Source organism: Gammaproteobacteria bacterium (assembly GCA_016199745.1).
In the GTDB taxonomy this organism is placed as follows: domain Bacteria; phylum Pseudomonadota; class Gammaproteobacteria; order Acidiferrobacterales; family Sulfurifustaceae; genus JACQFZ01.
The window spans coordinates 156277-179679 of record JACQFZ010000057.1; the positions used below are offsets into that span (position 1 = coordinate 156277).

The 23403-nt window shown below is 58.5% G+C and carries 22 protein-coding genes; 11 read left to right on the top strand and 11 right to left on the bottom strand.

The features are described 5' to 3' along the window. Window positions 1–7: 7 nt before the first annotated feature. Entirely contained in the window at window positions 8–901 is an 894-nt protein-coding gene (gene hslO / locus HY308_16230; protein MBI3899825.1) for an Hsp33 family molecular chaperone HslO, read from the bottom strand. Window positions 902–954: 53 nt separating this feature from the next. Between hslO and sixA the strand changes: the two genes are divergently transcribed. Beyond that, complete coding sequence (gene sixA / locus HY308_16235) at window positions 955–1458, top strand: phosphohistidine phosphatase SixA (GenBank protein MBI3899826.1); 504 nt, start codon at window positions 955–957, stop codon at window positions 1456–1458. A 166-nt stretch (window positions 1459–1624) separates the two neighbouring features. Here sixA and HY308_16240 read toward each other — a convergent pair whose 3' ends face one another. Continuing rightward, window positions 1625–2677: a glycosyltransferase family 1 protein gene (locus HY308_16240; protein ID MBI3899827.1), complete on the bottom strand. Its 1053-nt coding sequence runs from the start codon at window positions 2675–2677 to the stop codon at window positions 1625–1627. Then, window positions 2634–3443 carry a UDP-2,3-diacylglucosamine diphosphatase gene (locus HY308_16245; protein MBI3899828.1) on the bottom strand — a complete coding sequence of 270 codons (810 nt, stop codon included), beginning with the start codon at window positions 3441–3443 and terminating at the stop codon, window positions 2634–2636. Before HY308_16245 ends, HY308_16240 begins: the two co-directional genes overlap by 44 nt. A 137-nt stretch (window positions 3444–3580) precedes the next feature. Between HY308_16245 and HY308_16250 the strand changes: the two genes are divergently transcribed. From HY308_16250 to HY308_16265, 4 genes are all read left to right on the top strand, one after another. Beyond that, window positions 3581–3973, top strand: a complete 393-nt coding sequence (locus HY308_16250) for a diacylglycerol kinase (protein MBI3899829.1) — start codon at window positions 3581–3583, stop codon at window positions 3971–3973. Between the two features lie 73 nt (window positions 3974–4046). Continuing rightward, a complete protein-coding gene (gene ppx / locus HY308_16255) occupies window positions 4047–5546 on the top strand; it encodes an exopolyphosphatase (protein ID MBI3899830.1) in 1500 nt (499 codons plus the stop codon). Between the two features lie 315 nt (window positions 5547–5861). Next, the gene (locus HY308_16260) at window positions 5862–7094 is read left to right on the top strand and encodes a helix-turn-helix transcriptional regulator (protein ID MBI3899831.1); all 1233 of its coding nucleotides are present in this window, start codon (window positions 5862–5864) and stop codon (window positions 7092–7094) included. Window positions 7095–7262: 168 nt separating this feature from the next. After that, complete coding sequence (locus tag HY308_16265; GenBank protein MBI3899832.1) at window positions 7263–7670, top strand: hypothetical protein; 408 nt, start codon at window positions 7263–7265, stop codon at window positions 7668–7670. 341 nt (window positions 7671–8011) lie between these two features. Here HY308_16265 and ppk1 read toward each other — a convergent pair whose 3' ends face one another. Beyond that, a complete protein-coding gene (gene ppk1 / locus HY308_16270) occupies window positions 8012–10105 on the bottom strand; it encodes a polyphosphate kinase 1 (protein ID MBI3899833.1) in 2094 nt (697 codons plus the stop codon). Between the two features lie 282 nt (window positions 10106–10387). Between ppk1 and HY308_16275 the strand changes: the two genes are divergently transcribed. The 5 genes from HY308_16275 to HY308_16295 all read left to right on the top strand — a co-directional run bounded on the left by HY308_16275 (window position 10388) and on the right by HY308_16295 (window position 16081). After that, entirely contained in the window at window positions 10388–11965 is a 1578-nt protein-coding gene (locus tag HY308_16275) for an ABC transporter substrate-binding protein (protein ID MBI3899834.1), read from the top strand. A gap of 6 nt (window positions 11966–11971) precedes the next feature. Continuing rightward, the gene (locus HY308_16280) at window positions 11972–12958 is read left to right on the top strand and encodes an ABC transporter permease (protein MBI3899835.1); all 987 of its coding nucleotides are present in this window, start codon (window positions 11972–11974) and stop codon (window positions 12956–12958) included. 255 nt (window positions 12959–13213) lie between these two features. Then, a complete protein-coding gene (locus HY308_16285; protein ID MBI3899836.1) occupies window positions 13214–14098 on the top strand; it encodes an ABC transporter permease in 885 nt (294 codons plus the stop codon). Between the two features lie 7 nt (window positions 14099–14105). Continuing rightward, window positions 14106–15083 (top strand): ABC transporter ATP-binding protein, encoded by a 978-nt coding sequence (locus HY308_16290; GenBank protein ID MBI3899837.1) that lies wholly within the window; start codon window positions 14106–14108, stop codon window positions 15081–15083. Continuing rightward, entirely contained in the window at window positions 15080–16081 is a 1002-nt protein-coding gene (locus HY308_16295; protein MBI3899838.1) for an ABC transporter ATP-binding protein, read from the top strand. Before HY308_16290 ends, HY308_16295 begins: the two co-directional genes overlap by 4 nt. A gap of 20 nt (window positions 16082–16101) precedes the next feature. On the opposite strand, the gene phoU is transcribed toward HY308_16295, so the two are convergent. The 7 genes from phoU to HY308_16330 all read right to left on the bottom strand — a co-directional run bounded on the left by phoU (window position 16102) and on the right by HY308_16330 (window position 22601). Further along, on the bottom strand, window positions 16102–16818 hold the full coding sequence (gene phoU, locus HY308_16300; protein MBI3899839.1) for a phosphate signaling complex protein PhoU: 717 nt from the start codon (window positions 16816–16818) through the stop codon (window positions 16102–16104). A 167-nt stretch (window positions 16819–16985) separates the two neighbouring features. Then, the gene (gene pstB, locus HY308_16305; GenBank protein MBI3899840.1) at window positions 16986–17855 is read right to left on the bottom strand and encodes a phosphate ABC transporter ATP-binding protein; all 870 of its coding nucleotides are present in this window, start codon (window positions 17853–17855) and stop codon (window positions 16986–16988) included. A gap of 14 nt (window positions 17856–17869) precedes the next feature. Continuing rightward, entirely contained in the window at window positions 17870–18793 is a 924-nt protein-coding gene (pstA, locus tag HY308_16310; GenBank protein ID MBI3899841.1) for a phosphate ABC transporter permease PstA, read from the bottom strand. Continuing rightward, window positions 18793–19716, bottom strand: a complete 924-nt coding sequence (gene pstC / locus HY308_16315) for a phosphate ABC transporter permease subunit PstC (protein ID MBI3899842.1) — start codon at window positions 19714–19716, stop codon at window positions 18793–18795. Before pstC ends, pstA begins: the two co-directional genes overlap by 1 nt. A 119-nt stretch (window positions 19717–19835) precedes the next feature. Then, entirely contained in the window at window positions 19836–20837 is a 1002-nt protein-coding gene (locus HY308_16320; GenBank protein ID MBI3899843.1) for a PstS family phosphate ABC transporter substrate-binding protein, read from the bottom strand. Window positions 20838–21007: 170 nt separating this feature from the next. Further along, a complete protein-coding gene (locus HY308_16325; GenBank protein MBI3899844.1) occupies window positions 21008–21847 on the bottom strand; it encodes a 1-acyl-sn-glycerol-3-phosphate acyltransferase in 840 nt (279 codons plus the stop codon). Then, complete coding sequence (locus tag HY308_16330; GenBank protein MBI3899845.1) at window positions 21816–22601, bottom strand: GNAT family N-acetyltransferase; 786 nt, start codon at window positions 22599–22601, stop codon at window positions 21816–21818. The genes HY308_16325 and HY308_16330 overlap by 32 nt, the downstream gene beginning before the upstream one ends. 127 nt (window positions 22602–22728) lie before the next feature. Between HY308_16330 and HY308_16335 the strand changes: the two genes are divergently transcribed. Beyond that, on the top strand, window positions 22729–23136 hold the full coding sequence (locus HY308_16335; GenBank protein ID MBI3899846.1) for a TfoX/Sxy family protein: 408 nt from the start codon (window positions 22729–22731) through the stop codon (window positions 23134–23136). The last annotated feature ends 267 nt before the right edge of the window (window positions 23137–23403 follow it).

Sequence of the window (23403 nt, forward strand, 5' to 3'; positions counted from 1 at the left end):
CGGTGCATTATTGCCGCGTGGAAGGGGTGTCGGCCGGCGCTGGATCGGTAAAGAGCTGGGCGGCATCGATCGGGTCGAATTCGTATTTAGCCCCGCAAAACTCGCATTCCGCCTGCACATTGCCGCGTTCCTGCAGGATCGACTCGACCTCCGTCTGCCCCATCATCCGCAATACCCCTTCGACCCGATCGCGTGAGCAGGAGCAGCGGAAGCTCAGCGGTTGCCGGGCGAATAAGCGTACGTCTTCTTCGTGGTACAGCCGGTGCAGAAGGTCAGGCACCGGCAGCAACAGTAATTCTTCACGCGTTAGCGTCGCGCCTAAGTGTACCGCCCGGTCCCAGGCATCGGCGTCTTCGAACGGTGTGTCCGGTAATTTTTGCAGAAGCATGCCGGCCGCCTGCGTGCTATCGGTAACCAGCCACAGTCGTGTATCCAATTGCTCCGATTGCGCGAAGTAATGTTCCAGCGCCGCCGCCACGGAGCCGCCTTGCAACGTTACGATACCCTGGTAGCGCTCGCGCGAACCGTCGGGATCGATTGTGATGGCAAACTGACCGCGGCCGACGAGTTGCTCCAGCGGCGCCGGCGTCACGTCGCCTTGCCATTGCGCGATAGCGCGCATGACGCCGCTCTCCGAGCATTCAGCCATCGCCAACGTGATCGGTCCGTCGCCTTGGATTTGCATGATCAGCCGGCCTTCGAACTTGAGCGTTGAAGCGAGCAATGCCGTCGCCGCCATCATCTCGCCCAAGATCTCGCGTATCGCCGGTGGATAGTCGCGCCGGTCGAGCACCGCGCGGTAAGTGGCGTCTAAGCGCACGATCTCGCCGCGGATGGGCGCCCCTTCGAAAACGAAGCGCTGCAAATTATCGTGCTGATGTAACTGTGAATCGTCGCTCATTAGTATTAAGTCTAACAAATAACTCGCCGGTCATTTGTTAGACTCTTTCTTATATGAAGCTACTCTTAATTCGTCATGCCAAGGCAGAAGAGCGTGCCTTTAGTCTGTTTTCTACAGACAACGATGCCGCACGTCGTTTATCCGACGAAGGTCGGAAGAGCATGCGTAAATATGCCAAAGGCCTGCGCCAAATCGTCCCTACCATCGACGTACTAGCCACCAGTCCATTACTGCGCGCGCACGAAACTGCCGAGATCGTCGCCGACGCTTTCGCGTGCGATGCTCTTATCGAAGTGCCGGCATTGGCACCGAGCGGTTCGGCAGCAGAAGTCGTCGAATGGTTGAAGCAGCAGGCACCGGGCGTGACGGTAGTATTGGTCGGTCATGAGCCGAACTTGGGCAGCCTGGTCGATTGGCTGCTTACCGGTCGCGAAACGGGTTTCATCGATTTCAAAAAAGGTGGTGCTTGTTTGATTGAATTTCCGGCACGCGCCGCGCCTGGTACTGGCAAGCTCCAGTGGTTAGCGCCGCCGTCACTGTTGCGGCGATTGGTTTAGCTGTTGGCGGCGAGTAGACAACAGCGCCACGAACTATCGCCATGGCTGACGCACGTGGAATCGAGCAGCGGATAGCGCTGCTGTAAGCAGCGCAATATCGAGATCGCTCGATACGAGCCGTTGTACATCGAGATAGCCGCTACACCGTGTAAATCGGTGTCCTCCCTTACAGCCGCTCGGGTATTGTCTGGTTCGCGCGCGCCCGCCTGTTGGTGGGTGGTATCGACGCCGCCCGCAAATGCGATAAAAATTGTTCGGTGCACGTGCCCCAGGTGTATTGCAACGCTGCCGCCCGGCAACGTTGTGGATCGAGCGCTAATGCTTTAATTGCCGCTTTACGTAAATCCTCATCGAGCCAACCGGTAACACTGTCGTCGATGATGTCGACCGGACCTTGTACCGGGTACGCCGCGACCGGGATGCCGCACGCGAGCGCCTCGATCAGCACTAACCCGAAAGTGTCGGTGCGACTCGGAAATACGAATACATCGGCGCCGGCGAGATGCTGCGCCAAGGCGTCGCCCTCTTTGAAGCCTGGGAACAGCACGTCCGGATATTTGCGTTTGAGCATTTCCAAATCCGGGCCGCCGCCGACCACGCACTTACTGCCGGGTAGATCGAGCGTGAGGAACGCCTCGATATTTTTTTCGACGGCGACGCGACCCATGTACATGAACAGTGGGCGTTTGGTATTGAGCAGTGACTTATCGCGTGGGCGGAATAATTCAGTATCGACACCGCGCGACCACATTCCAAGATTCTTGAAGCCCCATTTCGACAAGCGTTGATACAGCGTCGGTGTGGCAACCATGACAGTCGCTGCGCGCCCATGAAACCAACGCATCACGCGGTACGACAGCCAAAGCGGGATGCGCGTACGTAGCCACACGTACTCCGGAAACTGCGTATGGAACGAGGTCGTGAAGGGGAAATCATGATCCAAGCACCACGCACGGGCGGCAACACCGAGCGGTCCTTCGGTGGAGATATGGACGGCATCGGGGCGCGCGCGGCTGAGTAGCTCGTTCAGTTTGCGCCCGGGAAAAAGCGACAGGCGAATCTCCGGATAGGTCGGGCAGGCGATCGTGCGAAATCGATCCGGGCCGATGATGTCGACATCGTGGCCGAGCCGCTGCAGCTCGTCGCGCGTGCGCGCGATCGTGCGGACGACCCCGTTAATCTGCGGGAACCAGGCGTCGGTAACTATGACTATATTCATGGTCAGTTTCTTCCAACAGGTAAACGCTTTCGTCGGCCCAGTGGACGATGGCGAGGCTGCCGTCGAGCCGTTCGACCAGCGCCGTGCACGACTCCACCCAATCGCCGCAGTTGCCGTACAAGATGTCGCCGTAGTCTTCGAGCGTCGCTTTGTGAATGTGGCCGCAGATCACGCCGTCGACTTGCCGGCGCTTGGCTTCGTGCACGAGTGCCTGTTCGAAGTGGCTGATAAAGTTGACGGCGTTTTTGACTTTGTGCTTGAGGAATGCGGCGAGCGACCAATACGGAAAGCCGCAGCGTCGGCGCACCCAGTTGACCCAGCGGTTGGCCGACAGCAGCACGTCGTACATCCAGCTACCGAGCAGCGCCAGCCACTTGCTGTTGACGACGATGGCGTCGAACTCATCGCCGTGGATCACGAGCAGCTTGCGACCGTCGGCGGTTTCGTGAATGACATCCTTGACGACGCGTATACCGCCGAACGCACGACCGATATGATCGCGGAACAGCTCGTCGTGATTGCCCGGTACGTACGTCACCTCGGTTCCGCGCGACGCTTTTTCCATGGCGGTTTGAATGACTTGGTTATGCAGCCGCGGCCAATACCAACCGCCTTTGAGATTCCAGAAATCGACGATGTCGCCGACCAGGTAGAGGCGCGTCGAGTCGGTGTGCTGCAGGAAGTCGAGGAGATACTCGGCCTTGCAGGCACGTGTGCCGAGATGAACGTCAGATATCCATATCGAGCGAAAGCGCAACGGTTCCATAGACGTCACTCTCATTTTTGCCCACTAGACTATGACGCACGGTCATGAAACATTTTTTGCGGGCAGATGATTTCGGAGTCATCGTTTTGTCACGGCCGTGTCATTAAGATGGCGTGGCCGCAAAATAAGGAACGCTTATGCCGTTGCTAACGAAGATCATTGCCAGCTTGGGTGACATCGAACGATTGATTAACGCGTTGCGTTACGCGGTTCAGGGGATACGGGCGGCGCTACAGGAGGAGGCGGCGTTTCGGCAGGAAGTCGCATTATTTTTTATTCTGGCGCCGTTGGGAGCTTGGCTTGGCGACAACGGCATCGAGCGGATACTCCTGATCGGTAGCTTGTTTATTGTCATGATCGTCGAGTTGTTGAACTCGGCGATCGAGGCAACGGTCGATCGTATCGGCGAAGACCGGCACAAGCTTTCCGGCCGCGCCAAGGACATGGGCTCGGCGGCAGTGTTGTTGTCGGTGTTTCTGGTAATCCTCACCTGGGGGCTGGTCTTGTTCGATCACCTGTCCAGCGGTTAGATTCGCAGTAGGTGATGACAGGAATATCGCGGTGCCGCTGAAGGCCTTAGAGCTCGACCCTTTAACCGAGAACCTGCAGCAGCCGGTGCCGTCGCTGATCGCCGCAATCGATCTCGGCTCGAACAGTTTCCACTTAGTGGTCGCCCGTATCGAGCACGGTCAAGTGCGTGTTATCGATCGTTTGCAGGAAATGGTGCGGCTGGGCGGCGCGCTCGATGCGCGCAATCGGTTGACCAAAACCACCAGCCGGCGTGCGCTCGAATGCCTACAACGGTTCGGCGAGCGCCTGCGTGGCTTGCCGTCGGAGGCGGTGCGCGTGGTCGGCACCGACACCTTGCGGCGTGCGCGCAACAGCGAACCGTTTCTGGTAGCGGCGCAGAAGGCGCTGGGCCATCCGATCGAGATCGTCTCCGGCCAAGAAGAGGCACGACTCATCTACCAAGGCGTCGCTCACCACTTACCCAACACCGACAAGCGACGGTTGGTGATCGATATCGGCGGCGGTAGTACCGAGTTGATCCTCGGTGTCGGTGTCATGCCGCAGCTCGCCGAAAGCTTGTCGCTCGGTTGCGTCAGCCTGAACCGCGCTTACTTCGCTAACGGTCGGATAAACGCCAAGGCGATGCGCGCCGCCTCGACTGCCGCCCGGCTTGAGTGCAAACCCATCGAAGCGCAATTTCGGGCGCATGGCTGGGACGAGGCCTACGGCAGTTCCGGCGCGATCCGTGCGATGGCCGCGGTGGTGCAGAGTCAGAAGTGGGTTGAGCCGGACGAAGGTATCACTGCCGCCGCGCTCGAAAAATTAACCGACAGAATTACCGCCGCCGGCCACGCGCGTGCGTTCGATATGCCGGGTTTGAGTGCCGAGCGCGCGCCGGTGTTTGCCGCCGGTGTCGTCATCCTGCGCGCCGTATTTCAGGCACTCGATCTCAAGCGTTTGCAGGTATCGGCGAGCGGATTACGCGAAGGCATATTGCACGATCTGCTCGGTCGCTTACGTCACGAAGACGCGCGCGAGCAGACGGTGCAGGCGCTCGGCAGTCGGTATCACATCGATACTGCCCAAGCTGAGCGCGTCGCCCGTACGGTCGACGAGTGCGTCGCCCAAGTGAAGCACGCTTGGGAGCTAGACGACGACGCGGCGCGGTTGCTCGGTTGGGCGGCGCGGTTGCATGAGCTCGGCTTGGCAGTCGCCCACAGTAAATATCATCATCACGGCGCCTATCTATTGGCGAATTCCGATCTCCCTGGTTTTGCCCGCGAGCAGCAGCAGCTGTTAGCGGTGTTAGTGCGCAGTCATCGCCGGCGGTTTCCTATCGAAGCGTTCGAGACGTTACCGCGACGCAGCGGCAAACGCGCGCGGCAAATGGCTGCAATGTTGCGGTTGGCGGTGCTACTCAATCGCGGCCGTACCGACGCGCCACTACCGCGCGCTCGGCTGCGCGCCGATAAGCGTCGGTTATCATTGCGTTTTCCGGCCGGTTGGTTGGCGCACAATCCGCTGACGGCGGCGGATTTGGCACAAGAAGCGCGTTATTTGCGGGTAGCTAAGTTGCAGCTCAACTTCGATTGACACAGTATTAGTGCTGGTCCTACTGGCATTTACTCGGTAATTTCCTGCCCGTCGTTGTAACCTCGCAAAAAGACATTTGTGCCTGTCTTCATCGTTATTTAGCTAGAACTCTCTCGACCTTGGCCATCGGCGGCGACGGAACTGGGTATTGCGCCGATAAGCGTCGTAAGAGATCAGGCGTAGTGCTCCTTAAAATAGCCAGTTAGTTTTAGGCTCAATGGGCAGGCGATAGTGCGCGAGGGACCGACACTTCTGTTGGTCCTTTATTTTTTTGGGCGGCGCTAAATTTCACTGATGGGGGGGGATCGCAATCTCTTGGGCGGTATTAATAAGTTAAACATTATCATTGCCGCCGCCAGCGTAGGTCAGGCGGCGCCATTGATTCTGCTGTTGTTGCGTTCTGCCGTCAAAAACCGGGCGAACTACTGGCTGGCGCTAGCGTTGGCCGGGCTTTCTATTAACTGTATCGCCACCCTCTTTCTGCAATTCGATATGGCCCACCAAGGGGCACTGCTACTCGCTTTCGTTCCTACGGCAGTTCTCTCAATCGGCCCAGCATTGTGGCTTTATATACGAACACTGACGCAGCCTGTACCCGCGTTCCGTCGGCGCGATGCGTTGCATTTTGCGTTGCCGATCGCGGCGGTAGTTTTCACCTGTGGCGTCATTATCGACGGCCGACTGGAGTTGCTCGTACCTGATATGAACGTCTCAATGACGAGCCAAACGTCGGTGATCTTGATAATGATGGCGCCAGCGGTTGCACAGATACTGGTCTATCTGCTCGCTGTTTTCCGCGCAGTTACGCAATATCGTCGTCGCTTGGTCGAGCAATTTTCCGAAATCGAGTCGCGCTCGCTTAACTGGGTCACTGGGCTCTTCGGGGTGGCGTTCGGATTATGGTTGGCCTGGGCGATGACTTGGACATGGTCGCTACAAATTGGCAACTCGATTACCGCTATTGGGATAGCGATTTACATTGGCTATATGGGCTACTACGGCGTCATTCAGCGTTCGATATATATAAGGCATGGAGTCCGCAGGAAGCGCAGTGTGGCTACTACCGCTAACTCGGGCCGCGAATCGGCCCATGCGCCGCCCGCGATGGAAGAGTCGGCTGTATCGGAAACGCCGATGTTGGATCGGGTAGAAGCCGGCAAATACGTCCGCTCAACCCTCACCGCTGAACAAATTGCCGTGCTTCAGGCGCGTTTGGAGGCGGTTATAAAGACCGATAAGCCATATTTGGAAGAGGACCTAACATTAGCCGACCTCGCCGAGCAAATCGATGCCACGCCAAATCAATTATCACAGCTGATTAACCAGCATATGGGCGCCAACTTCTACGATTTCATTAACCGGATGCGCATCGATGCCGTAAAGCGGGCGATCGATGATCCATCGTTCGATTCTTTTTCGCTGCTCGACGTTGCCTATATCAGCGGTTTTCGCTCAAAGACCACGTTCAACTCAGTGTTCAAACGCGTTGAAGGGATGACGCCTAGCGAGTATCGCAAGACCCGATCGAGACAGGCGACCGCCGCTTGACCGCTGAACGGCGTCCGCGCCTATAGGCGTGGACGATGATGTCGCTCTAATGATGCAAGATTCACCTGCCTAAGTGCAGCACGCGCGCCCATAGGGCGCCGTTGCCAGGGATGGTGACGGGAACGGTAAGGAACAGCGAACAAAAGATAGGTACTAGACCGTCGAGCCATGAACGCTGAGCAACGCCTGACACTGGTAGATGTCATAGATGAATTAAAAGCGGTAAGCACTGCTGGGTTAGTACCGCAGCTACATATGGCCCTAAAGCGGGCGATGGTTGTGCTGGAAGCGATAACAGCACTTGATCTGCCGGCCAACGATGGCTCGGCAATTTTGAGTGAGCGTCAGATCGAGATTCTGCGTTGGCTGCATTACGGTAAGACCAACGTAGAAATCGCCGAAATTACCGGCATTACTCATCGGAACGTCAAATACCACATTCAACAAATCTTCGTTAAGTTGAACGTCAGCAATCGCACACAAGCGGTTACCAAGGCACTGGCGCTCAATATTATTGCCTCTGTGGATACAAGATGTGCCTGGACCGCGGCGACCATTCGCACAGTTAACGGTTAGTTGTTGGCTCATCAATCTACCTAATAAAGCTGCTATGTGACGTGCTAGCGGTAGGCCGGAGCGGGGACGGCCCCGGTCTTTTTTGCGAGTTAGTTATTAGCGGCAAAACGGTAGTGAGTGGCGATAGGCTTTATAAAAATGCTGTCACTCAGTGAAGGCAAAAATAATAACCCGGTAATTACACGGTGAAGCGACAACAGCCGGATTCGATACAGCCAATCCTTACCGTGTTCAAGCGCCTAGAAGGCATGACGCCCCATGAATATCGTCGGTCGCGATCGAAAAAGATGGATGTGACTGCGTAGCATTTATGTCGGCGAGCAGCGCCGTCTAGCAATCTGCTACGGTGTCTCTGCCAAACTCTTAAGCAGGGTAAGTTGTGCTGCTATCGGCGGCGCCTCCGGTGTGGCAACGCGCACATAGCTACCATCGCTCCGAAGTTCCCACGCTTGCGTGTTATCGGCGAGATACGTTTCCAGCGCTTCCTTGACGACGCGCGCACGCAATTTTGCGTCGTTGACCGGGAACGCAATCTCGACGCGCCGAAAGAAATTGCGATCCATCCAGTCGGCGCTGGCGAGCCATACTTCTTCCTTACCGTCGTTCTGAAACCAATAAACCCGCGGATGTTCGAGAAAGCGACCGATGATCGAGCGCACGCGAATATTGTCGGAAATGCCGGCTAAGCCCGGCCGCAGGCAGCAAGTGCCGCGGATGATGAGGTCGATTTGCACGCCGGCCTGGGACGCGCGATAGAGCGCTTGGATGATCTGCGGCTCGATGATGGCGTTCATCTTGGCGACGATCTTCGCCGGCCGACCGACACGGGCGTAGTTGGCTTCGCGCTCGATGCGGTTCAGCAGTTCTTTTTGCAGGGTAAACGGCGACTGTAAAAGTTTCTTCAGCTTCGGCACTCGGCCGAGACTGGTGAGTTGCAGAAACACTTTGTGTACGTCGTCGCCAATCGGGCCGTCGCAGGTCAGCAGGCCGAAGTCGGTGTAGAGCCGGGCGGTACGGTCGTGGTAATTGCCGGTACCGAGGTGCACGTACTGTCGCAGCTTGCCGTTTTCGCGCCGTACCACCAACACCATCTTCGCGTGCGTCTTGTAACCGACGACGCCGTAGACGACGTGCGCGCCGGCTTCCTGTAGCGCCGACGCGAGGTTGATGTTTGCTTCTTCATCGAACCGGGCGCGTAGCTCGATGATGACCGTCACTTCTTTGCCGGCGCGGGCGGCGGCGATCAGCGCTTCGACTAACACCGAGCTTTTGCCGGTACGATAGAGCGTTTGCTTGATCGCCAGCACGTTTGGATCGGCTGCCGCCTGGCGTAAAAAATCGACCACCGGCACGAACGACTCGAACGGATGATGCAGCAGAATGTCGCCGGCACGGATCGCGGCGAAGATGTCTTCCCGGTGCGCCAACACCGGCGGCATGCCCGGTACGAACGCGGGGTACTTGAGGTCCGGGCGGTCGAGCAGCTCGGAGATTGCCATCAATCGATTGAGATTGACCGGCCCGTTGACCTGATAAACGTCCGGTTCGCCCAATTCGAATTCGTTCATTAAATACGACGTCATGGCCGCCGCACAGTTGTCGGCAACTTCAAGGCGCACGGTGTCGCCGTAGCGCCGCGATGCGAGCTCGCCTTCGACCGCGCGCAATAGGTCGCCGACTTCTTCTTCGTCGACGAACAGTTCCGAGTTGCGGGTGACGCGGAACTGATGGCAGCCGGTGACTTCCATGCCGGGGAACAAATCGCTGACGTGGTTATGAATGATCGACGACAAGAACACGAAGTCGTGCGGACCGCTGCCGCATTCGATCGGGAGCTGGATCAACCGCGGTAACGCCCGCGGCGCTTGAACGATGGCGATACCGCCGACGCGGCCGAAGGCATCGCGCCCGCGTAGCGAGACGATGAAGTTCAAACTCTTGTTGAGGATCTTCGGGAACGGATGCGCCGGATCGAGCCCGAGCGGGCTCAATACCGGCAACAGCTCTTGCTCAAAGTAATTACGCACCCATTGCTCTTGCTCGGTGCTCCATTGGCTGCGACGCAAGAAGCGAATGCGTTCGCGCTCCAGCGCTGGAATGAGCTCTTCGTTCAGTACCCGGTACTGCTCTTCCACCAGCTTGTGTGCTTCGGTACAGATGCGCGTCAGCACTTCCTGCGGGCCGATGTTGTCGGGACCGGCCTGGGTCGATCCCGATACGACTTGCTCCTTCAATCCGGCCACGCGAATTTCGAAGAATTCGTCGAGGTTGCTGCTGGCGATACATAAGAAGCGCAACCGTTCGAGCAGCGGCGTGCTGAGGTCGCGTGCTTGCTCCAATACGCGCCGATTGAACGCGAGCAACGACAACTCCCGGTTCAAATAGAGTTCGGGCTGCTGCTGCAGTTCGATCGTGATGGTCTCGGCGCTGCTCATGGGGGCAGGTCTAATTTTCAATAATGTTACAGGGGAAATATGACTGCTGTGTTACCAAGCATAGCCCGAGACCCCGTTGGACCGATAATGACATGACAGTTTCGAGAAAATTAGGGCTAAGGGGTAATCCGTTTGGAAGAATAGGTAGTTAAGCCAGAATGGCGACCCAAAGGCTCATTAGGATTCGTGAATGCGGCAACATCGTGCCGCCGGCTGGACAGTGGCGGTGTTTAGCGTTCTCATGAACCGAGCTTTTATGGAACCCCTGCCGAGATAAAGGAGATGAGTCGGATGCTGAAGTTCCTGCGTATATTTTTCTGCGTGTTATGGGTCGTTGCTAGTTCGCCGTTGCTGGCGCTCGATGAGTTGCGGGTTGGGTTGAGCACCGACATCGTTACGGTCGATCCGCACTTTGCCAATCAAGATTCCGTCAGCGCCGTGTGCGCGCATATTTACGAAACCTTAGTCGCGTTGGATCCGGATACGCACTTGATCCCAGTATTGGCGACATCGTGGCGTCCGATCAACGAGACGACGTGGGAGTTCAAGCTGCGGCGCGATGTTAAGTTTCACGACGGATCGCCGTTGACGGCGGACGATGTGGCGTTTTCGATCGATCGGCCGGCGACGCTCACGACCAGTAGTGCGCCGTTCACCAGTTACACGAAAACGATCGTCAGCAAAAAGATCATCGATCCCTACACGATCCAGCTGACGACGGCGATACCGTATCCGTTGTTGCCGAACGACCTGTCGCGGATTTTTATCGTGTCGAAGAAGGCGGCGCAGAACGCCTCGACCGAAGATTTTAATTTGGGCAAGGTCGAGGCCGGTTCCGGCCCGTTCAAGCTGACCAGGTACACCAAGGGCGACAGCATTCAGTTGCAACGCAACGACGCTTATTGGGGTGACAAGCCGGCGTGGACCCAGGTGACGTTGAAGATGCTGCCGAACGACTCGGCGCGCATGTCGGCGTTGTTGTCCGGCGACGTGCAGGCGATTGAGAACGTGCAGGCGAATCTGGTGGCGCAATTTCGCCAGAACAAGAAGCTGTCGGTGTATGAAAAGGTGTCCAGCCGATTCATGTTCATCTATCTCGATTTTCGCGACACCACGCCGTACGCGGTCGATAAAGCGGGTAAGCCGTTGGCGAAAAATCCGTTGCAGGATTTGCGCGTGCGCCAGGCGATATCCAAGTTGATCGACCGCAACGTTCTGGCCGAACGCGTGATCGATAAGCTCGGTGTGCCGAACGGCAATATCGCCGCGCCCGGCACATACGGCTTCAGTCCGACGTTGACGCCGGAGACCTACGACCTGGCCGGCGCGAAGCGGCTGCTGACCGAGGCGGGTTATCCCAACGGTTTCGGCATTACGTTCTTCGCGCCGAACAATCGATTCATCAACGACGATCAAGTGGCGCAGGCCATCGGCCAGATGTTGACGCGTGGCGGCATCGACACCAAGGTGCAGACCATGCCGATGGCCACGTACATCCCACGCGCGGCGCGCAAGGAGAACGGCTTCGGGTTGCTCGGTTGGGGCGTCGGCGGCGGCGAGCCGTCCGGCGCGATGCGCGCGTTCTTGGCGACCACCGATAAGGAAAAAGGGCTCGGTGCTTACAATTGGGCGAGCTACAGCAATCCGCGGTTCGATGAGTTGTTGTTGCAGGCACTGCGCACCGTCGACGACAAGCCGCGCGAAAAATTGTTGCAGCAAGCGGTCGAGCTCGCCGTGAAAAAAGATTACGCCATTATTCCGTTGTACAACCAGGTCGTGACCTGGGCGACTAAGAAGGGCATTCGCTATACGCCGCGCACCGACGAATTCACCTTGGCGCAGCAATTTCATCCTGAGTAAGACGGCATGATGGTTTTTATGTTGCGGCGCCTGCTGCAAAGCGTGCTGGCGCTGTTAGTCATGTCGCTGCTGGTGTTCGTCGGGGTATATGCCGTCGGTAATCCGATTGATCTGTTGATCGACCCGCAAGCAACGCAAGCCGAAATCGCCCGCACCGTCGCCGCTCTTGGTTTGGATAAGCCGTTGTGGGCGCAGTATCTGTACTTCCTAAAGGGCGCCGTTAGCGGCGATCTCGGCAAGTCGTTCGTGCACGGCGTGCCGGCGTTGGGGCTGATTCTCGAGCGCATGCCAGCGACGCTCGAGTTGGCGAGCGTCGCCATCGTCGGCGCTATTGCCGTCGGCATGCCGCTCGGCTTATGGGCTGGGCTGCATCCGCGGTCGTGGGCGGCGCGCACCATCATGGGCGTGTCGATACTCGGTTTCAGCCTGCCGACGTTTTGGATCGGACTGATGTTGATTATGTGGTTCTCGGTGCAGCTGGGCTGGCTGCCGTCGAACGGGCGCGGTGCGACGATCGACATCTTTGGCATGCCGCTGTCGATATTCACGCTCGATGGTTGGTGCCACCTGCTGCTGCCGGCGCTGACGCTGGCATTGTTCAACATCGCTCTGATCATCCGCTTGGCGCGCACCGGCACGCAGGAGGCGATGGCGCAGGACTATATAAAGTTCGCCCGCGCCAAAGGTTTGTCGAACCGTCGCATTGTCGGTGTCCACGTCTTGAAGAACATCGCTATTCCGATCGTGACCGTCGTCGCGTTGCAGTTCGGTTCGGTAGTCGCGTTCGCGGTGGTCACGGAAACCATCTTTGCTTGGCCGGGTATGGGCAAGCTGCTGATCGATTCGATCAACTTGCTCGATCGTCCCGTGATCGTCGCTTACGTGTTGATCGTCGTGGCGTTATTCATCGGTATCAATCTCGTGGTCGATCTGTTGTATGCGCTACTCGACCCGCGAATTCGCCTAGCCGAACCGAAAATGCGAGCACGCTAAGAGACGGTAACAAAATGAACATTGGCACGTTAACTCCCTCCCCCTCAGGGGGAGGGTTGGGGTGGGGGTGGGTTAGTGACGCAACGTCGAAACCCACCCCCACCCTGTCGCTTCCCGCCCAGGATGCGCAAACTTCAACGCATCCGCTCAGCGGCGCGAATGTCCACCGGACATTCGTGAATTCCCCGCTTCGCCCCCCTGAAGGGGAGGGAACGCTACGTTGAAGTCATTTCATTTTGTTAGGCACTCTAAGCAATGACGACGCCAACGTTGTTCCGTGAACTCGTGACCAGCTACCGTGAAAGCAAACTCGCCGTCGGCGGGTTAGTCGTGTTGGTGGCGATCGTGCTGTTGGCGCTAACGGCGCCGTGGTTGGCTCCGCAAAATCCTTACGATTTGGCGCAACTCAATATTCTCGACGCGCGCATGCCGCCGGGGTCGCCGGCCGGCGACGGTGGCAAGATTTATTGGCTCGGCACCGACGAACAGGGTCGCGACATGCTGTCTGCCATAATTTACGGCTTGCGCATCAGTATCGCCGTCGGTGTGTCAGCGACGCTGCTGGCATTCGCGATCGGTACCTTGCTCGGTTTAATTGCCGGCTATGTCGGCGGGTGGACCGATGCGTTGCTCATGCGTATCGCCGATATGCAGCTGTCGTTCCCAGCCATCTTGATCGCGCTGATATTGATTACGGTGGCGGGGCAGGGTATCGGCAAGGTGATCGCCGCGCTCGTCGCCGTGCAGTGGGCGTACTACGCGCGCACCACCCGGTCGGCGGCGATGATCGAACGCCGGCAGGAATATATCGAGGCGGCGGTGCTGCTGGGTCTGTCACCGTGGCGCATTCTCTTTAAGCACTTATTGCCGAATTGTTTGCCACCGTTGATCGTAATCGCCACGCTGCAACTCGCCGCCGCCATCACGCTCGAAGCGACGCTGTCGTTCCTCGGGATAGGTCTGCCGATCACCGAGCCGTCGCTCGGTTTGTTGATCGCCAATGGTTTTCAATATTTATTATCCGGCGACTACTGGATCAGTTTTTTCCCCGGCGCCGCGCTGGTGCTGACGATCGTGGCGATCAATGTTGTCGCCGATCAGCTGCGCGACTTGATAAATCCGCGATTGCAGGCGCCGTGAGCCGCGCATGACGTTACCGATCTTGAGCGTCGACGGATTGCAAACGGTTTTCGTCGGCAAGGGCAGTGTGCTCAAAGCGGTCGATGACGTGAGCTTTCAGGTGGCGCCCGGCGAAGTGCTCGGCTTGGTCGGCGAATCCGGATCCGGTAAGTCGGTCACCGCTTATTCGATCATGGGTCTGGTCGATCCGCCGGGCGAGGTGATCGGCGGGCGCATTCTGTTCAGAGGCCAGGACCTCCGACAGTTGCAGCCGGAGCAATGGCGGTCGTTGCGCGGTAATCGCTTGGCCATGATCTTTCAGGATCCGGCGATGGCGTTGAATCCGGTACTGCGGATCGACACGCAAATGATCGAAGCGATCAAGGCGCATGAGCGCGTCAGTAGCAACGCCGCCCGCGCGCGTGCGCGCGCGGTGTTGGTGCAGGTAGGCATTGCCGCGCCGGATGAACGCCTGCGCGCGTATCCGCACCAATTTTCCGGCGGCATGCGCCAGCGTGTCGCCATCGCTATTGCCTTGCTGCACAAGCCGGACTTGATCGTCGCCGACGAACCGACGACCGCGCTCGACGTGACGTTGCGCGGACAAATTTTGTACGAGGTTCAAAAACTGTGTCGCGAGTCCGGCACCAGTCTGCTGTGGATTACACACGATCTATCGGTGATCGCCGGTTTGGCCGACCGTGTCTGTGTGATGTACGCCGGCCGCATTGTCGAGCAAGGTAGCGTGCAGCAAGTGCTGGAGGCGCCATTGCATCCGTACACGCGTGGACTGATCGACTCGGTGCCGACGCGCGATCGACGCGGACAACCGTTGACGCCGATTCCGGGATCGGCGCCGTCGCTGCAAAATTTGCCCCATGGCTGTGCTTTTCGCGAGCGCTGTAGTTATGCGACCGACGTCTGCGGCGAGGAACCGTTGCTGTCGGCACAGCACGGCCGGCAGTTCCGCTGCTTTCATCCGCTGCCTGCGCCGGATCACGCATGACTTCGACACCGATACTGGAGTTGCGTGGCGTATCGAAGCGCTTCGTCGAACCATTGGGCGCGCTCCGCCGAATCGGTAACTGGCTGGGCGCCGATGCCGAGGCAGTGGTGGTACACGCGGTCGATAACGTCGATTTGCGAATCGCCCCCGGCGAGGTGGTGGCGTTGGTCGGTGAGTCCGGTTGCGGTAAGTCGACCTTAGGTCGGATCGTCGTCGGCTTGCACGTGCCAACGCAAGGCGAGCGTTGGTGGAAGGGTGAAGCGATCGATCGGCTGCCGGCCGGCGAGCGCCGCCGGCGACAGCTACGCCTACAGATGATTTTTCAGGATCCTTACGCGGCGCTGAACCCGCGCTTGCGTGTGCAGCAGATCATCGGTGAGGCGCCGGTGGCGCATCGGCTCGTGACTAAGCGCGCACAGGCAGAATACGTTGCGCAGTTGTTAACGCGCGTCGGCCTCGATCCGGCGCTGATGCGGCGCTTCCCGCATCAGTTCTCCGGCGGTCAGCGGGCGCGTATTGGCATTGCCCGGGCGTTGGCGGTGGCGCCGGAGTTTTTGGTATGCGACGAATCGGTGGCGGCGCTGGATGTGTCGATTCAGGCGCAGATCATCAATTTGTTCCTGCAGCTGCGCGCCGAGCTCAACCTGACGTATTTGTTCATCAGTCACGACTTGGGCGTCGTGCGACATATTGCCGATCGGGTGTTAGTGATGTATCTCGGTCGCATCATCGAGTCCGCGCCGACGGACGAAATCTACGCCCGCCCGAATCACCCCTACACGCAAGCGTTATTGGCCGAGGCGCCGACGTTGCGCGTGCAAAAGAAAACTTTTGTCGCCATCCAGGGAGAAGTGCCGTCGCCGCTCGATCCACCGCCGGGTTGCCATTTTCATCCGCGTTGCCCGCACGCATTCGCGCGCTGTAAGACGGAAGTACCGGCGTTGCAGCAGATCGAACCCGGGCGTTTTTCAGCATGTCATTTGCACGACGCTATTTAGGGAACGGCTAACGCGTCGGCTTACGGCGTCCGTCCGAGGATTTCTTTCTCGATCTGGTCAAGGCTGGTGTGACGCACGTCTTTGCCTTTCACCAGATAGATGACGTATTCGCAGATATTGCGCGCATGATCGCCGATGCGTTCGAGCGCACGCGCGGTCCAGATGACGTTCAGCATGCGCGAGATCGTGCGCGGGTCTTCCATCATAAAAGTAATCAGCTGCCGCAAGATGCCTTCGTACTTCTGATCGATCTTGCGATCCTCGCGCGCGACTCGTAGCGCGTCTTCGATGTCGAGACGAGCGAATGCGTCGAGCGCGTCGTGCACCATGTAGCGCACGTGATTGCCGAGCGTTTGAATCTCGGCGTAGTTGTTCTTCGGCCGCTCTTCTTGCGCCAGGCGCACGGCCATGCGCGCGATCTTCTCGGCTTCGTCGCCGATGCGTTCGAGATCGCTGACGGTTTTAATGACGGCCAGCACCAAGCGCAGATCGCTTGCCGCCGGTTGCCGGCGGGCGATGATGTGCTGGCACTCTTCGTCGATGGCGACGTCGAGTTGATTGACCTTGGTGTCGTCCATGATCACCGCTTCGCCGAGCGCGGTATCGCCCTGCGTTAGTGCTAGCAGTGCTTGCTCGATCTGTTGCTCGACCAGCCCGCCCATCTGCAGCACCTTCGAGCGGATGTCTTCCAGCTCGGCGTTGTATTGGCGTGAGATGTGGGTGTGAATCGGTTCCATGACAGCTCCTACTATTAAAAAAGATTCTTACCAACTTCCCCTCCCCCTCAGGGGGAGGGGAAAGGGTGGGGGTGGGTTCAAACGAAGGGGGCGGTGTTTATGCAACACTCCCAACCCACCCCCACCCCATCCCTCCCCCTGAGGGGGAGGGATTAATCCATTATTCGTTATCCATAGCGACCGGTAATGTAATCCTCGGTCTGTTTTTTAGTCGGGTTGGTGAAGATATCGTCAGTCTTTCCGAACTCCACCAACTCACCCAGATGCATGAACGCAGTATAGTCGGACACGCGCGCCGCTTGTTGCATGTTGTGCGTCACGATCAGGATCGTCACCTTCGTGCGCAACTCGTGGATCAATTCCTCGATGCTGGCGGTAGCGATCGGATCGAGCGCCGAGGTCGGTTCGTCGAACAGCAGGATCTCGGGATCGGTCGCCAGCGCGCGGGCGATGCATAGCCGTTGTTGTTGGCCGCCGGACAGGTTGAACGCCAGATCGTCGAGCCGATTCTTGACCTCATCCCACAAGGCAGCGCCGCGCAGGGCTTCTTCCACCTTGTCGTCGAGCTTGCTGCGCTTCTTCACGCCGCGTACTTGGAGACCGTAGGCGACGTTTTCGTAAATCGATTTTGGGAACGGATTCGGCTTTTGAAACACCATCGATATGCGCATGCGCACTTCGATCGGATCGACACCCTTACCGAGGATGTTGATGTTGTCCGGGTGAATGACGATCTCGCCCTCGTAACGATTACCGGGATAAAGATCGTGCATACGGTTGAAGCAGCGCAGGAACGTCGACTTACCGCAACCTGACGGGCCGATCAAAGCAGTGACGCGCTTTTCGGCCAATTCCAGATTGATATGTTTCAGTGCCTGGACGGTGCCGCCGTAATAAAAATTCAGATCGCGCGCCTGCGCTTTCAGCGGCGCGGTCGCGGTTTCGGCGGTGGCGTGGTCGCCGAGCGCTCGCGTAGGCCGAGGCGGGATGGGCCGTGCCGGGCTTGGCCGCACGACGGTCTGAGTATCGGGCTTCATGATTTCCCTCGGGTCTACCATTTGATGCGCTTGCGATAACGATAACGGATGACGATGGCGACGGCGTTCATCGCCAGTGTCATGACGATGATGACAACGCCGGTGGCAGCCGCGTTATTGATGAATGCCGCCTGCGGGCGCGATAACCAGTTGAACATCTGGATCGGCAGCACCGTGAACGGTGCAAACAACCAATCGAACAAGCCGGCCGGCGGCTCGCCGGTCAGCGGCGCCGGCGGCAAAAAGGCGATGAAGGTAAGTGCGCCGATGGTAATGAGCGGCGCGGTCTCGCCGATGGCGCGCGCCATGCCGATGATGACGCCGGTCAAGATGCCGGCGGTCGAGTACGGCAGCACGTGGTGTGACACGCATTGCCACTTAGTGGCGCCGAGAGCGTAGGCCGCTTCGCGGATGACGCCCGGTACCGAGCGAATCGCCTCGCGCGTGGCGACGATGACGACCGGCAAGATCAGCAAGCCAAGGGTGAGGCCGGCGGCGATGATGCTATGGCCCAAGTTCAATTGGTAAACGAACAAGCCGAGTGCCAGGAGGCCGTACACGATCGACGGTACGCCGGCCAAGTTGGTCACGTTGATCTCGATGAGATCGGTCATCCAATTGCGCGGCGCGTACTCTTCGAGATAAACCCCGGCCGCTACCCCGAGCGGCACGCCGGCGAGCGCGGTTACCAGCATGACCAAGGTCGATCCGACCCACGCCGACAGGATGCCGGCGCTGCTCGCGCGCCGCGACGGGAACGAGGTAAAAAAGTCCCAGGTAAGTTGCGGGGCGCCGTCGATCAAGAGATCGACGAACAGCGCAAACAGCGTAATCATGCCGACCAACATCGCCGCCAGGCCGATGACGGCGAAGATACCGTCCCAGCGTTTATGTCGACTGATGAGCGCGCGCAGCTCTTGCAGTTTCTGCTCTTTCATCAGTACACCTCGCGGTAACGCCGGCGCAGCCAGTGGCCGATGATATTGAATGCCAACGTCAGCAGCATCAGTACCAAGCCCACTGCGAAAATACTTTGGTATTCGACCGAGCCGTGCGGTAGATCGCCGAGGGCGACCTGGACGATGTAGGCGGTAATCGTGGCGGCGCTCTCGAACGGGTTCCAAGTTAGGTTCGGCTGCATGCCGGCGGCGATCGCCACCACCATGGTTTCGCCGACGGCGCGCGAGATACCGAGAATGTAAGCGGCGACGATGCCAGACGTCGCTGCCGGTGTCACCACCCACAATGCCGTCTGAAAGCGCGTCGCGCCCATGGCGTACGAGCCCTCGCGGATATGCATCGGCACCGCGCGCATGGCGTCTTCGCTGACCGACGATACGTACGGGATGATCATGATGCCCATGACGATACCGGCGGCGAGCATGTTAAAGCCCGGTAGGTCGGGCAGGATCGTGTTCTGCAGCAACGGTGTGACGAACAACAGTGCAAAATAGCCGTACACCACGGTCGGGATGCCGCTCAAAAGCTCGAGCATCGGCTTTACGACTTCGCGCACGCGGTGCGAGGAGAATTCAGAGAGGTAAATGGCGATGATAGTGCCGAGCGGCACCGCCACGGTCAGCGCAATCATCGTCGTCACCAGTGTGCCGGCCACCAGCGGCAGCACGCCGTAGTGCTTGATCGAGAACAACGGCGTCCATTCGGTATCGGTCAGGAAATCCCACAACGACACCTGCGCGAAAAACCCAAGTGATTCGTGAACCAAGACGATGACGATGGCGATAGTAACCGCCACCGCAAAAAACGCCGCCAGGAACAACAGCGTCTGGATGATGCGTTCCGGCACGTGGCGCCTGGCCTGGTAGGCGAAGCGGGAAGGTTGCGCGCGAGCAGAGTTCACAAGTAACCAGGGCGTGGGTCAGGGCGAGTCATGGTAGGCGGCCATTGTGACAGATTCATGACAGCGCAAAAAAAGAGGGCGCCCAGTGGCGCCCTCGATCCTGCCAAATACCGCTGGAATTATAGCTTGGCTTCGCGCTTCAACAGCTCGTCGATCTTGAGGCCGACTTGGGCCTCGCCGCCGAACACGGTGCCGAGCTTCTTCTTATTTAAGTGCTCACCCGCCGTTTTATAGGCGCTAGCCGGCAGCGGGATGTACTTCACTTCTTTGACCAGGGCTGGTCCATTCTTCAGGTAAAACTCGACAAACTCTTTGATCTCCGGCTTATCGAGCGATTTGGCGTTGATGTAGATGAAGATCGGCCGCGACAGCGGTGCATAGCTGCCGTCTTCCACCGTCTTTTCCGACGGTAGGACCGCGCCCTTGCCGTTATCGATGCCCACGGCCTTTAACTTGCCTTGGTTCTCGATGTAGTAGGCGTAGCCGAAGTAACCGAGTGCGCCCTTGTCGCGCGACACGCCGGTGACGAGCACGTTGTCGTCTTCGCTGGCGGTGAAATCGCCGCGCGAGGCCTTCGACTTGCCGTTGACCGCTTCCGTGAAGTAATCGAACGTGCCGGAATCGGCGCCGGGGCCGAATAACTTGAGCGGGGTAGCGGGCCACTTCGGATTAATGTCGCTCCATTTCATGACCTTGCCCTGCGCTTCCGGCTCCCACATTTTCTTGAGCTCGGCGACGGTGGCGGTCTTCAGCCAGTCGTTCTGCGGGTTTACGACCACGGTCAACGCGTCATAGGCAATCGGCAACTCGATGTACTGAACGCCAGCCTCTTTGCACGCGTCCATTTCCTTCTTCAGGATCGGCCGCGAGGCGTCGGAGATGTCGGTCTCGCCACGGCAGAATTTCTTGAAGCCGCCGCCGGTGCCGGAAATACCCACCGTCACCTTGACCGCGCCTTTCTTGGCTTTTTGGAATTCTTCGGCAACCGCTTCGGTGATGGGGAATACCGTGCTCGAACCGTCGATCTGTACGGTTGTGTCGGCGGCAATCGCCGGCAGCGCAAACGTGCCAGCCGCTACTGCGGTTAGGCTGGCCGCCAGTAACGTGTGTTTAAGCTTCATTGAAATGTCTCCGAAGAATTATAAGGTGGCTTGAAAACGCGCCCACTATCTCAGCGCTGTATGACAGTTTGATGAATGAAAAATGACGGGCGCATGATGGCATTTTCCCGGGTATAAGTTGTTTCGATTTTTGAGAAAACGAGTCAAGGACCGACCGTACCTGGCTTGTGTTACAGCCCAGCGACATTCGCCAGTTCCGTAACCTGCGTCGGTTCGTCGCGAAGATAAAGCGCGTCCGCAATCTGTGCTCGCGTCGCTTCCGCTAACTCGCGGCGCGCATAGTTAGCGGCCGGTAACGGTGTACAAAAGGTCAGCTGCGCCACCAGCGTGTCTTCGGCCAGCAAGCGCCACACGTGTGGTGCCAGCATATCGTCGCCCACAAACGGTGTCGCCGGATGCACGCCGTCAACATGCGGATAGGTAATTGCCACGGCCTGTACTTGGGCACGCGTTCGAATCGCCGCTTGGTAGAGGCGAGGATAAAAGCGCTGCACTTCGTCGCCGCTAGTCGTCGTGCCTTCCGGAAACATCGTTACCGACCGGCGCTGGGTTAAGAGCCAGGTCATCGCGTCGGCCGCGGCGGTCGTGGTTTCCGGGTCGCCGCGGGCGATGAAAATCGTGCCGGCATGCGCTGCCATACGGCCGAAGATGGGCCAGCCGCGGACCTCTTCCTTGGAGACGAAGGTCGCATTGATTACCGCGCGCAGGCACGGGATGTCGAGCCAAGAGATATGGTTGCAGACGTAGAGCGTTGCCTCACCGGCGATATCGCCGATGATTCGCAGGCGTAAATTGATAATGGCGAGTAGCTGTCGGTTCCACCAATGCACCACCCGGTCGGCCGCGAGCGAGCCGCGGCGCGCTCGCAACATCGGCAGTAAGCCGGCGACCGCACCGCCGATCAAGAGATGAGTCAGCAGCCGCGCGAGCCGCGTATACCGGCGCAACTCGCGCCGCGCCGATCGCCACCGTGTCGGTTCAGCCCGCGCGGTCGAGGAAGTGGCGAGCATAACGAGCGTTCACTTGGTCCGCACGCAGCAGTACGAACAAGTCGGCGACATTGAAATGCGGATCCCAACCCGGTTCGCCGCAGACCCGAGCGCCGGCACGCAAATAGGCGTTGATCAACGGTGGCACGTGCGGTTCCTGGGTGACGCGGGTGAGGTTGATCTTCGGCAGTGGCACGCGCGGATGGACGCGGCAATTTTCCGGCGCCAGACTGGTCCGCGCTAAGCGCCGATACATCAGCCAGATTTCGTTCGTGCCCGAACGCAGCGGTACGCTGGCGCAGCCTATCAAGTAGTCGAAACGATTTGCCAATAGATAGCGCGCAATACCGTTCCACAACAGCGCGATCACCGCGCCGCCGCGATACTCGGGATGCACGCAAGTGCGTCCGACTTCCATGATCCGCCCAGGCAACGCCAAGATGCGGGTGATGTCGAACTCGCTCTGCGAATAAAACCGGCCGGCGCGTTGCGCCTGCGTGTCGGTGAGGATGCGATAACAACCGACGACGGTATCGATTTCATGATCGCGCACGATCAAGTGATCGCAGTACGGATCGAATTCATCCGCTTCGATGCCATGCTCGGCGATGTTGAGTCGTGCGCCCATCTCCTCGATGAACACTTGATAGCGCAGTCGCTGCGCGGCGATAACGTGGTCGCGGGTGCTTGCCAGTCCGACGCTGAATCGCTTTGCCGGCGGTTCGACACGTGTATCTGGTTGAAGCAGTGTCTGCAGTTGAGCTGAAAGGGACATGGCGCCACCTCCTGCTTGAGTGATGCACACAGTGCCGCGGTGGCGTGACGCGCCGATGGCGCTGGTGTGATGATTTCCTTACAGCGGGAATCGGCGTTACGCTATTGCCGACGAGGGGAGGTGACCGATGTCGGCGAGTGCGGAATACACCGAGTATGTGCTGGAGTTATTGCAACCGATCGGTCCGGTACATACCGGCCGCATGTTCGGTGGTGTCGGAATACGCGCCGGTTCGGCGATGTTCGCCATGATCATGGGCAACACGTTGTATTTCGTCGTCGACGACAGCACTCGACCGAAATATGAGCAAGCCGGTATGCAGCCGTTTTCGTACACGACTAAGAAAGGCCGCATCCAAGTGCGGCGATTTTATGAGTTGCCCGAAGAGGTGCTGACCGACGTCGAGCAGTTGCGCATCTGGGCGCGCGAATCGATTCGGTTGGCGAGTCAGAAGCAACAAAGCCTGCGAGTTAAAACGACAAAGAAGGCCAACGCCAAAACGAAACGGAAAACCACGAAACGTCGGAAGATTTAAGAGGCTACTTCCTGCCCTTCAAAATGGGCTGCTTTGCTGCCCACGCGTGTTGTTGAATCCGCGTCGGCAAAAAAGCGTTACCCACCCTACACAAAGCGCATTCCCTCCCCCCGCCCTAGCGCTGTATCTTGATCACATTTCCACTGAGAAGTAGTTTCAAATTCTCTGAAACAAAAAACCGATGGATTACGATGATACCCAAGGACGCACTGGAATGGTCACGACAGATGTTTGGGGACTGTGAACTGGGCGATACCCGGCGCACCG

Coding starts and splice junctions, on each gene's coding strand:
- sixA (MBI3899826.1), top strand. CDS start 955: ATGAAGCTACTCTTAATTCGTCATGCCAAGGCAGAAGAGCGTGCCTTT.
- pstA (MBI3899841.1), bottom strand. CDS start 18,793: ATGAAAGAGCAGAAACTGCAAGAGCTGCGCGCGCTCATCAGTCGACAT.
- HY308_16265 (MBI3899832.1), top strand. CDS start 7,263: ATGAACGCTGAGCAACGCCTGACACTGGTAGATGTCATAGATGAATTA.
- phoU (MBI3899839.1), bottom strand. CDS start 16,818: ATGGAACCGATTCACACCCACATCTCACGCCAATACAACGCCGAGCTG.
- HY308_16240 (MBI3899827.1), bottom strand. CDS start 2,677: ATGAATATAGTCATAGTTACCGACGCCTGGTTCCCGCAGATTAACGGG.
- HY308_16290 (MBI3899837.1), top strand. CDS start 14,106: ATGACGTTACCGATCTTGAGCGTCGACGGATTGCAAACGGTTTTCGTC.
- pstB (MBI3899840.1), bottom strand. CDS start 17,855: ATGAAGCCCGATACTCAGACCGTCGTGCGGCCAAGCCCGGCACGGCCC.
- HY308_16325 (MBI3899844.1), bottom strand. CDS start 21,847: ATGCTCGCCACTTCCTCGACCGCGCGGGCTGAACCGACACGGTGGCGA.
- HY308_16280 (MBI3899835.1), top strand. CDS start 11,972: ATGATGGTTTTTATGTTGCGGCGCCTGCTGCAAAGCGTGCTGGCGCTG.
- HY308_16320 (MBI3899843.1), bottom strand. CDS start 20,837: ATGAAGCTTAAACACACGTTACTGGCGGCCAGCCTAACCGCAGTAGCG.
- HY308_16275 (MBI3899834.1), top strand. CDS start 10,388: ATGAGTCGGATGCTGAAGTTCCTGCGTATATTTTTCTGCGTGTTATGG.
- HY308_16245 (MBI3899828.1), bottom strand. CDS start 3,443: ATGGAACCGTTGCGCTTTCGCTCGATATGGATATCTGACGTTCATCTC.
- ppk1 (MBI3899833.1), bottom strand. CDS start 10,105: ATGAGCAGCGCCGAGACCATCACGATCGAACTGCAGCAGCAGCCCGAA.
- hslO (MBI3899825.1), bottom strand. CDS start 901: ATGAGCGACGATTCACAGTTACATCAGCACGATAATTTGCAGCGCTTC.
- HY308_16295 (MBI3899838.1), top strand. CDS start 15,080: ATGACTTCGACACCGATACTGGAGTTGCGTGGCGTATCGAAGCGCTTC.
- HY308_16335 (MBI3899846.1), top strand. CDS start 22,729: ATGTCGGCGAGTGCGGAATACACCGAGTATGTGCTGGAGTTATTGCAA.
- HY308_16330 (MBI3899845.1), bottom strand. CDS start 22,601: ATGTCCCTTTCAGCTCAACTGCAGACACTGCTTCAACCAGATACACGT.
- HY308_16285 (MBI3899836.1), top strand. CDS start 13,214: ATGACGACGCCAACGTTGTTCCGTGAACTCGTGACCAGCTACCGTGAA.
- HY308_16250 (MBI3899829.1), top strand. CDS start 3,581: ATGCCGTTGCTAACGAAGATCATTGCCAGCTTGGGTGACATCGAACGA.